The organism is Pseudomonas sp. AIG (assembly GCF_977020205.1).
Window position 1 is genome coordinate 1 of the sequence record NZ_CDROCK010000166.1, and the last position, 269, is coordinate 269.

General features: G+C 59.9%; 1 protein-coding gene. It reads left to right on the plus strand.

Annotated features, from left to right (window positions below; translation table 11 throughout):
* Positions 1-269: calcium-binding protein (locus ACWR1S_RS30975; protein WP_454566157.1), on the plus strand; the 269-nt coding region annotated here is incomplete at both ends.

Consider the following 269-nt stretch of genomic DNA (forward strand, 5'->3'; position numbering starts at 1 on the left):
ACAGTGGCCGCTACCAACTGGAGCGGGTGGAGTTTGCTGACGGTACGCTCTGGACCAGTGCCCAGCTCATTGCGCCTTTGCTTCAGCAGACCGGCACGGAAGGGAACGATGTGCTTACTGGCGTGAGCACCGCTTACAACCAGACGTTGCGCGGCAATGGCGGCAACGACACGCTGACCGCAGGCAGTGGTAATGATGTGCTGGAAGGTGGTACCGGCAATGACACATTGAGCGGCGGACAGGGCAGCGACCGCTATGTGTTCAATCTG